Genomic DNA, 9,874 nt, shown 5'->3' with positions numbered 1-9,874 from the left:
TCAAGTCTCCACCCACCAAGGGGAAATGAATCAGCGATCTCCTTCGGCTTCAACAGTCGAGTTTTTCAACACAATCGACACAGTGCCGACACAGCACTTTCGGCAAAACCGCGAAAATTCAAGTTGTGCCCGATTTCATGGTGAGCGCGGAGGGACTCGAACCCTCGACCCCATGATTAAAAGTCACGTGCTCTACCGCCTGAGCTACGCGCTCACTCGACGCGCTGTGTAGGGGGCGGGCCCCCGCGGGTCAATAGCGCCGGCGCCAGAAAATGTTGGGCCGTGCGATCCAAATTCCTGAGGTTCGGCTTGCGGTTAGTCCGGCTTCTTGAAGCAGGCTGCGCTGATCGATTCACCGTCCGTTAATTGGCTTCCCGGCGAATCTCGGATGCGACCGGCTGGGAGGGGCGCGCGACCGTCGGCAGCCGGACCGGGCGGATGCCGATCAGTTCCGCCGTCCGCACCGCGCTGTTGCGCCAGAAGGCGAACGAGTTGGTGCGGGAGTTCTCCAACAGCGCGATCGCGACCGCGGCCAGGAACGGCAGGCTTTGCAACACCAGCACGGCAGCGAACACGTAGATTTCGTGCACCTGCTTGTACCCGTTCGTGACCACCAGCACGGCAGCGCCGATCAGGAGCAGCACGCCGATCACGGCTTCCCAGAACGCCTGGAATTCGATCGACATCCGCGACAGACCGCCCTTGGAGGTGCGGGCAAAGGCGAGGTGCTCGGTGATCAGGCCCTGGGCAACGGCGCGCGACACGGTCCACTGCACGCTCATCGCCGCGATCATGGCGCCCAGCATCTGGCCGGCCTTGATCTTCACGCGCAGGCGATAGAGCGCAATGAAATGCACCAGCGAGACGACGAACGAGGCGATGATCGGAAACGTCAGGATCTTGTCGGGAACGGCGATGTCGGCAAACGCCACGATCGGAACCCAGATCAGGTTGAGGATCGCAACCACCACGCCAAGGCTCTCGGCGCCGAGCCAGTTCAGCCAGCCGAGCGAGAATTCCCGGCGTTGATCGGGGGTAAGCCGGCTCGCGCCGGGCAGGAAGCGCCGCCAGTGCTTCTTGACGATCTGGAAGCCGCCATAGGCCCAGCGATGGCGCTGCTTCTTGAACGCTTCATAGGTGTCGGGCAGCAGGCCCTCGCCATAGCGGACGTTGGTGTAGTGCGTCAGCCAGCCCTGTTGCTGGATGGTCAGCCCGAGATCGGTGTCCTCGCAAATGGTGTCGCTGGACCAGCCGCCAGCCATATCCATCGCGGAACGGCGGATCAGGCACATCGTGCCGTGCACGATGATCGCATTGAACTCGTTGCGCTGGACCATGCCGATGTCGAAGAAGCCGGCATACTCGCCGTTCATGATGTAGTGCATCAGCGACAGGTCACCGTCGCGATGCTCCTGCGGCGCCTGCACCAGGCCGACGCGCGAGTCCGCGAACACAGGGACGAGATCCTTCAGCCAGTCCGGATGCACGACATAGTCGGCATCGATGATGCCGATGATTTCGGCGTCCGCTGCGGTACGCTCCATCGCGATGCGCAGCGCGCCGGCCTTGAATCCCTGCACCTTCTCGGCGTTGATGAACTTGAAGCGTTCACCGAGCGTTCGGCAATGATCCTGGATCGGCTGCCAGAATGCCGGATCGGGCGTGTTGTTGATGATGCAGACGCATTCGAAGTTCGGATAGTCGAGCCGCGACACCGCATCGAGCGTCTGCTTCAGCATCTCGACCGGCTCGAAATAGGCGGGAATGTGGATCGATACCTTTGGGAAGGCTACGTTCTCGCCGATGGTGGCGGGCGCCAGCGGCGCGCTCTTGGTGATCAGCCGGCGCGGGCCGCGGCCGAAGGCGACCGCCGCGATTTCCTCGATCCGCGCCATCGCGATCAGGACCAGCGGTACCAGCAGGATCAGGCCCAGCGTCAGCGCGAAGGCCGAGCCGAACACGAAATAGTGCCCGTCCCAATAGGCGAATACGGTGGCGACCCAGGCGCCGACGCCGTTTGCCGCGGCCGATAGCATGACGGTCTGCATGACCGTCGGCCGGTCGAGGCGCAGGATCGGCAGCGACAGCAGGATGCCGACGAGGACGGCGATCAGTGCGAGCTTCCAGTAGTTCTCGTTTACGATCGGGCCGGTCCAGGCGAATTTCGGCTCGCGCGACGCGTTCAGGATGCCCCAATAGGGACCGACGCCGCCTTCGAAGAATTTCCAGGGCTGATCGATCGCCTCGACGATGTTGTAATCCATGCCGATGGCATCGGCCCTGGCGACGAAGTTGCGCAGCACGGAAGCCTGTTGGAACGGGCCGGGTTCGGCATTCCGCAAATTATAGCCCGCGCTCGGCCAGCCGAATTCGGCGATGACGATCCGCTTGCCCGGGAATTTCTCGCGCAGCAGCTGGTAGAGGTAGACCGCCTGATCGACGGCCTGCTTGTCCGTGAAATTTTCCCAATAGGGCAGCACGTGAGCGGCAATGAAGTCGACGGAGGAGGCCAGTTCCGGATTGTCGCGCCAGATGTTCCAGATTTCGCCCGTGGTAACGGGAACATTGACCGATTTCTTGACCCGCTTGATGAGGTCGATCAGGTCCTCGACCTTTTGCTCGCCGCGGTAAATCACTTCGTTGCCGACGACGACGCCGATGACGTTGCTGTTGCGCTTGGCGAGGGTGATCGCCGCGTCGATTTCGCGTTCGTTGCGGTCGGAATTCTTGTCGATCCAGGCGCCGACGGTGACCTTGAGGCCGAACTCAGCAGCGATCGGCGGAACCAGTTCGACGCCGCCGGTCGACGAGTAAAGGCGAATCGCCCGCGTCATCGTCGACAGCTTCTTCAGGTCGGCGCGGATTTTCTCGACTTGCGGAATATTGTCGACGTCGGGATGCGCAGATCCCTCAAACGGTGCGTAGGAGACGCTCGGCAAAATGCCGCGGAAATCGGGCGCCGGCTGCTTTTCCTGGAACAGACCCCACAACGCAGCATGAGCTGCGGTTACAAACAGCAGAACGGCGACGACGGCGCGCATCGGTGGTTAAACCATAACGGGGCCTGCATGTGGGAAAGCGAACCCGTCCCCTAGGTTCGACCGGCACGGCGGCGAGATTAAGGATAATCCTGCCGCACGAATTCACAACTGATATGACGCGATGGCGTTTTAAGGGCGCGGACTTGAACAAACGCTGAATAATCCCGTTCGTTCCGCGCGAGCGTTGCCGTTGATCCGACTGGCGATTTACTTCGCCGGAGCGGGGCTGGCGCTGGGGGCCGGCGAGGGAGATGCGGCTGGCGCTGGCGCCGCATTGCCGGCGGCCGCAGGCGCGGCCGGGCCGGCGGCAGCTGCCGCCGCCTGGGGCTGGGCGCCCGGATTGATCCAGCAGGCATGGATCCGGCTCGACAGGGTTTCGGCGACCTTGGGGTCGATCTGGCCGCCAAACCGGGTCAGACAGCGGAAGGTGGCCTGAACATGGCCGCCGGGGCAGCCGAACCGGTCATAGAGGTCGAGGTGCCGGAACGCGGTATCGAGGTCGTCGAGCCACATCAGGCGGACCACGCGGCGGCCGAGCCAGACGCATTCCGGGTTTCCGGCCGGACCGTTGATGGCCTGCGTGGCTTCGACGAATTCGTCGGTCTTGCGCTGGTTGTCCCGGTTCACGTCTGCCGAATTGGCCGCCGGGGGCTTGCCGGGCTGGTCCGGGGCAGGGGTGCCGCTCTGGGCCAAAACCCCGCCTGATCCGATCAGGAGGACAAGGCCTGCAACGGCGAGGTGGCGCAAAACCGCACTTTTGAGATCAGGCCCACTTCGACGCATACATTCCCCGACTTGTTACATGGCCGCTGGAATTCCCGAAAAGGCAATTCCCACGGCTCGTGATGGCTTGGCTAGTTGCCGTCCAAATAGGTCTCCATTGCGGCGGAGACGCTGCCGGATTCCCATGACGGTTATTTCGGATTTTGTCCAGCAAAGTCACAACTTTATCGTCACGTGGTAAAATCGTCGCAGGGAGTACCTCGGGGCGGACTTTGGACTAGCTGTTTGGATTAGGTCTATCCTCCTGATAGATCACTCTTGGCAGAACGCCGGTGACCGGCTAATCGACGGTCCCCGCCCGGAGGATGGAACCGATTTCTTTTCGTACGCCGCTGGCGCTTCTCCTGACATCGCTAGGTATGATCGCAGCATTGTGGTGGTGGCTGGCCACCCCGATCACGCTCGTGCGCGCGCCGATCGACCCCAACGCCAAACTGCAATGCGTCTCCTATGCGCCGTTCCGAGGCGAGCAGACGCCGCTGATTCCCACCACGCATATCGATGCCGAACAGATCACGCAGGATCTGACGCAACTCGCCAAGATCACCGACTGCGTGCGCACCTATTCGATCGAGAACGGGCTCGACCAGGTTCCGGCCATCGCCGCCAAGGTCGGGCTCAAGGTCATTCAGGGCATCTGGCTCAGCAGCAACCGGATCAAGAACTATTCGCAGATCGCCGTCGCAGTCGGCCTGACCAAGGAATATCCGGGTGTCATCACCGCGCTGGTGGTCGGCAACGAAGTGCTGCTGCGCGGCGAGATGACGACGTCGGATCTTGCGGCCTACATCCGCGCGGTCAAGCCGCAGGTCACCATTCCCGTCACCTATGCCGATGTCTGGGAATTCTGGCTGCGCAACCGCGAGATCTACGACGCGGTCGATTTCGTCACGATTCATATCCTGCCGTACTGGGAGGACATGCCGGTGCGCGCGAAGTTCGCCGCCTCCCATGTCGATTCGATCCGCAAGCGGATGGCGATCGCCTTTCCGGGCAAGGAGATCCTGATCGGCGAGACCGGTTGGCCCAGCGCCGGGCGGATGCGCGAGGGCGCGCTGCCGTCGCGCACCAACCAGGCGCGGGTGGTTTCCGAAATTCTCGATCTCGCCAAGCGCGAAGGCTTTCGCGTCAACCTGATCGAGGCCTACGACCAGCCGTGGAAGCGCCAGCTCGAGGGCACCGTCGGCGGCTATTGGGGCCTGATCGACGCGGCGCAGCGGGCGGTGAAATATCCGCCGGGCGAGGCCATCAGCAATTTCCCGTTCTGGAAGCTGCAGATGGGCTGCGGCATGGCGCTGAGCTTTTTCGTGTTTCTCGCGGGCTGGCTGACGTTGCGGCGGCGGCCCTGGCAGCCGCGGCTGGCCGCCTGGCTCGCGGTCGGCACCTCGGCGACGATTTCCGGAATGCTGCTCGGCGTCGCCGCCGACAAGATGTTCTATGAGAGCTACGGGACCGGCGGCTGGCTGCAATGGGGGGCGCTGCTGGCGGCCGCGATCGCGTCCCCGATGCTCTGCGCCAACGCGGCGATGTCGGGACGGCCGCTGCCGACCTTCCTCGAATTGCTCGGCCCGCGCGATGGCCGGACCGGATCGGTGCTGTCAGTGCTGCTTGGCCTGACTCTGGTTGTCGCCACGGTGATCGGCGCGGAGACCGCGCTCGGTTTTGCGTTCGATCCGCGCTATCGCGATTTTCCGTTCGCTTCGCTGACCATGGCCGTGGTGCCGTTTGCCGCCTTGATGCTGGTCAACCGGCCGAAGGAGGGCACTCGCCCGATCGCCGAATCGGCCTTTGCCGGACTGCTCGTGGTGGCCACGCTCTATATCGGAATCAACGAAGGTCCGCAGAACTGGCAGGCGATGTGGACCTGCGCGATCTACTTCCTGCTCGCGCTTACGCTGTGGCGGGCGCGGGCCGCGCAAAGCCTAAAATAAGCAGCCCGATCGCGAGCCCCGACAGCACGACATTATAGAGCACGATCCCGAGCCCGGCCGCGATCAGCCCGCCGGTCAAAAGCACGATCGACGGCCGCATCACGTGAAGCACCGCGATGATCAGGGCGACGATGCCGAACACCGAATTCTTGAACAGGGTGGTGGCGAGCGTACGGGCCTTGCAGATCATCGTCTGCAGCCCGGCGTCGCACGCCAGCGCGACGGTCGAGAACTCGACCGCGAGATAGCGCAGATAGAGCGCGTAGCCGACGGTGACGAAACCGACCACCAACAGGAACTGCACCTGATAGGGCGTCAGGCGGAACGGAGTTTTTTTCACAGCGGCATTTTCTCGAGCTCGGAGGGATGGCGGGGCGAATATGGTCGGGAATGGCCGCCGGGACAAGTCACTGCAGGACATTAAGGGGCATCAAAAACAGTTCAGAATTTTTCCGCAACCCTTTGTATTATAAGTAAATATCTATTGGCCCCGCTTGCCGAACCAGGACGAGACTGAGGTCGTTGCCGCTGTTTCCGGCTTCTTTGCCGGCTCCTCCACGGCTCCGACAGGGGCGCGTTTCGTCACCGCACCCCGCCGGCGGGGCGCGGGTTTTGCGCTCGGCGCGGGCAATGGGTTGTCGCCGGTCAGCGACAGCCTCTGGCCGTCGAAGATCGCCGTCTCGCAGTTCCGCTTGTTTTCGGTCAGGACGGCGCAGATCCGGGCGGCAGCTCCGGCGTCGTTGATGGGACCGGCCACCAGTCGAAGCTGCATACCGAGCCCGTTGGTGCTTTCCTTGACGACGATGATCGGGCGCAGCGCGGCGAGCGGCGCGTTCGATCTCGATTTCAGCAGCCCGCGCCACAGCGCGCGCAGGCCGGGAACCGAATTGGCGGTGCCGAGATCGACCCCGAATTGGGTCCGCTGGACCGGGACCCTCGGGCCGGTTTCCTCGTCCGCCTCGGCGTCCGTGGCCGGTGCGGCCGCCATCACTTCCGGGATCGGGCTCGCTGTCACCGGACTCAAGGGCCTGGCGGGTTCGATCAGTTTCGTGGCGGACGGATCGGGCGGCGCCATGAAGGACTGTGAGGCGACCAGCGGCGTTGCCGGCGTCGCAGCGTCGGCCTTCGCAGCCTCGATCCTCACGGTATCGATTTTCGCCGTATCGGACTTTATCCCTTCAGGCTTGCCCGTCTCAGGCTTTACTGCCTCAGCTTTGGCCAATTCAGGCTTGGCGGCTTCAGGCCTTATCGGGTCGGTCTTCTTTGCTTCGATCTTCGGTAACTCGGGCTTGATGGTTTCCTTGGCCGTTTCCTTGCCAGGTTCTTTAGCCGAATCCTTGGCAACGGATGAAACCGCCGCCGGACCCGGTTCGGCGGGGATCGGATTGGAACCGGATTTGTCAGGCGCGGCCGCAGCAGTCTGCGTCGTCACCGGCGCCACGGTGGGGGCGGGAGTTTGCGCGGCCTGGGAAGCTTGGGGCTCGGCAGGCGAAGGCGCTGCCGGGGCGGGCGATGCCGCGGCGGAATTCTGGCGGGCGATGGATCCGGTCACGGAGTCCAGCCCGCGTTCCAGGCCGGTGACGCGGCTATAGAGCCGGTCGCGATCGCTGTTGAGCGTATCGATGGCCGCTGCGAGCCGCCGCGCCTCGCGTTCCGTTCGACTGGCAATATTCTGGATCTGCTGTGCTCGCTGGTTGAGATCGGTCGCGGCCATCTGGTCGCGCTTCCATCCAGACTGGGTCTGGTTGGCCATCACGGCGACGACGACCGCGGCCACCGCACCGACGCCCCACGATCCGAGCCGCCACAGCGCGCGGCGGTCGAGATCCTCTTCCTCGGCCAGCAAACCGCTCAGCACGCCGCCGGTATCGTCCGTCCCGAGGCCGCCAGCGCGATGGTCGGAATTCTTGGCCAAACGTCTTTGGCCCTCCCGAGGCCTGCCGAATCACAGGTCAAACATTAACAGGAATTCTGCCATGATCTTGAATCCGGAACTTTGCGGGACGGCGAATCGGGTTTCCACTCACAGCGAAAACACCTAAAGACGGCGCCGTTGCTTTTGGCCCCGATAGGGATTTTTGTTTTGACGCGTTTTCTTCACGCGAACCGGATGCCACTTCGCTGGAAAACGCTCTAGTAGAGGACTTCTCATGACTGCTCGATCCAGCCTGACGGTGGTGCTCGCGGCCGGCGAGGGGACGCGGATGCGGTCCGCGCTGCCGAAAGTGCTGCACCCGGTGGCCGGCCAGTCGCTGCTGGCGCATGTGCTGGATGCCGCCCCGAAAGGCGCGGGCGCCTCGCTCGCCGTCGTGATCGGTCCCGATCACAAGGCGGTCGCCGACGAGGTTGCACGGAGGCGTCCCGATGCCGCGACCTTCGTCCAGCGCGAACGCCTCGGCACCGCGCATGCGGTGCTGGCGGCGCGCGAGGCACTGGCGCGCGGCGCCGACGACCTGATCGTCGCCTTCGGCGATACGCCTTTGATATCGGCCGAGACGTTTGCGCGAATGCGCGCGCCGCTGGAGAAGGGGGCCGCGATCGCCGTACTTGGCTTCCGCGCCGCCGACCCCACCGGTTACGGCCGGCTGCTCGTCGAGGGCGAGCATCTGGTGGCGATCCGCGAGCATGCGGATGCCAGCGCCGAGGAGCGCAAGGTCACGCTGTGCAATGCCGGGGTGATGGCATTCGACGGCAAGAAGGCGCTCTCGATCCTCGATCGGATCGGCAATGCCAACAGCAAGGGCGAGTATTATCTCGTCGATGCGGTTGCACTCGTCAGGGACATGGGATTGGAGGCCGTCGTGATTGAAACCAGCGAGGACGAAGTGCGCGGAATCAACACCAAGGCGCAGCTCGCCGAAGCGGAAGCGGTGATGCAGGCGCGGCTGCGCAAGGCAGCGCTCGATGCCGGCGTGACGCTGATCGCGCCGGAAACCGTGCATCTTGCCGCCGACACCACCTTCGGCAACGACGTCACCATCGAGCCGTTCGTGGTGATCGGCCCCGGTGTCAGCATCGCCGACGGCGCGGTGATCCATTCGTTCTCGCACATCGTGCAGGCCTCGATCGGCAAGAAGGCGTCCGTCGGCCCGTATGCGCGGCTGCGGCCGGGCACATCGCTCGGCGATGGTGCGCGGATCGGCAATTTCGTCGAGACCAAGGCCGCTCACCTCGAAGCCGGCGTCAAGGTCAACCATCTCTCCTACATCGGCGACGCCCATGTCGGCGCCAATTCCAATATCGGCGCCGGCACCATCACCTGCAACTATGACGGCTTCTTCAAGCACAAGACCACGATCGGCGAGGGCGCTTTCGTCGGCACCAATTCGTCGCTGGTGGCGCCGGTGAAAATCGGCAAAGGCGCCTATATCGGTTCGGGCTCGGTCATCACCAAGGACGTGCCCGACGATGCGCTGGCCGTCGAGCGCAGCCCGCAGAACAACCGCGACGGCGGCGCGGCGCGCTACCGCGAGATGAAGCTGCGGGCGAAAGCGAAGAAGGAAGGTTGAGGGCGAGGGCACGAGCTCTCTCCACGTCATTGCGAGCGTAAGCGAAGCAATCCATAGCTCGGCTAGCTGCGGCATGGATTGCTTCGTCGCTGTCGCTCCCTTGCGCAAACGCTTCGCGTTTGTCGCAGGCAATGACGGCGATAGAGCAGCTCCGCACAACGCTGTCGTCCTCCGCGAAAGCGGGGGACCCAGTACGCCGCGGCTTCTCGGTTCTATCATTGGCGTCTCTGGGATACTGGGTCGCCCGGTCAAGCCGGGCGATGACAACTGAGCGTGTGTTCGCATTCTCGCGACGCATTGCGCCCGAGATTTTCTGAAAACTTCCCGCCCTCTCAATTCAGAGGGCGCAGGGAATGCCGGATGCGCGCTGCACCCGCGGTCTCATGTGCGATTGTGCTAAAAAAAGCTGCACATGAGCATACAGGGCAGCGGAGAACATCCGACATTCCCTGCGCAATGGCTTTACGGCTTATAACGCGCTCTCCCCGGTGAGACGGCCTCTATTGCCACCGTCGCCTTGCAGATCGCTCCGCAAGACTTGACGCCGTTACGGGCGCCAGGACCACACGCTTTCGCCGTACGCTTCAGCCGCGACCGTCCATCGCAACTG

6 protein-coding genes and 1 tRNA gene are annotated in these 9,874 nt (G+C 63.5%); 2 read left to right on the top strand and 5 right to left on the bottom strand.

Annotated elements, in window-relative coordinates; genetic code table 11:
* Positions 1 to 138 precede the first annotated feature (138 nt).
* From JQ574_RS34640 to JQ574_RS34630, 3 genes are all read right to left on the bottom strand, one after another.
* Positions 139 to 214: transfer RNA gene (locus tag JQ574_RS34640), tRNA-Lys, on the bottom strand.
* Positions 215 to 362: 148 nt separating this feature from the next.
* A complete protein-coding gene (locus JQ574_RS34635) occupies positions 363 to 3,041 on the bottom strand; it encodes a glycosyltransferase (RefSeq protein WP_212210361.1) in 2,679 nt (892 codons plus the stop codon).
* A 207-nt stretch (positions 3,042 to 3,248) separates the two neighbouring features.
* A complete protein-coding gene (locus JQ574_RS34630) occupies positions 3,249 to 3,824 on the bottom strand; it encodes a beta-1-3, beta-1-6-glucan biosynthesis protein (RefSeq protein WP_212210360.1) in 576 nt (191 codons plus the stop codon).
* A gap of 305 nt (positions 3,825 to 4,129) precedes the next feature.
* Between JQ574_RS34630 and JQ574_RS34625 the strand changes: the two genes are divergently transcribed.
* Positions 4,130 to 5,755, top strand: coding sequence for a beta-(1-6) glucans synthase (locus JQ574_RS34625; RefSeq protein ID WP_212384235.1), 1,626 nt, complete (start codon positions 4,130 to 4,132; stop codon positions 5,753 to 5,755).
* On the opposite strand, the gene JQ574_RS34620 is transcribed toward JQ574_RS34625, so the two are convergent.
* On the bottom strand, positions 5,715 to 6,095 hold the full coding sequence (locus tag JQ574_RS34620; RefSeq protein ID WP_212210358.1) for a hypothetical protein: 381 nt from the start codon (positions 6,093 to 6,095) through the stop codon (positions 5,715 to 5,717). The genes JQ574_RS34625 and JQ574_RS34620 overlap by 41 nt on opposite strands.
* Positions 6,096 to 6,236: 141 nt before the next feature.
* Positions 6,237 to 7,670, bottom strand: a complete 1,434-nt coding sequence (locus JQ574_RS34615; RefSeq protein WP_212293424.1) for a hypothetical protein — start codon at positions 7,668 to 7,670, stop codon at positions 6,237 to 6,239.
* 235 nt (positions 7,671 to 7,905) lie between these two features.
* Between JQ574_RS34615 and glmU the strand changes: the two genes are divergently transcribed.
* Positions 7,906 to 9,264, top strand: a complete 1,359-nt coding sequence (glmU, locus tag JQ574_RS34610; RefSeq protein WP_212293423.1) for a bifunctional UDP-N-acetylglucosamine diphosphorylase/glucosamine-1-phosphate N-acetyltransferase GlmU — start codon at positions 7,906 to 7,908, stop codon at positions 9,262 to 9,264.
* Positions 9,265 to 9,874 lie beyond the last annotated feature (610 nt).

The sequence above is a fragment of the Bradyrhizobium sp. AUGA SZCCT0158 genome (genome assembly GCF_018130065.1).
Lineage (GTDB): Bacteria > Pseudomonadota > Alphaproteobacteria > Rhizobiales > Xanthobacteraceae > Bradyrhizobium.
Note: the sequence above shows the minus strand (reverse complement) of the source record. Positions and strands in the feature narration are given on the sequence as shown.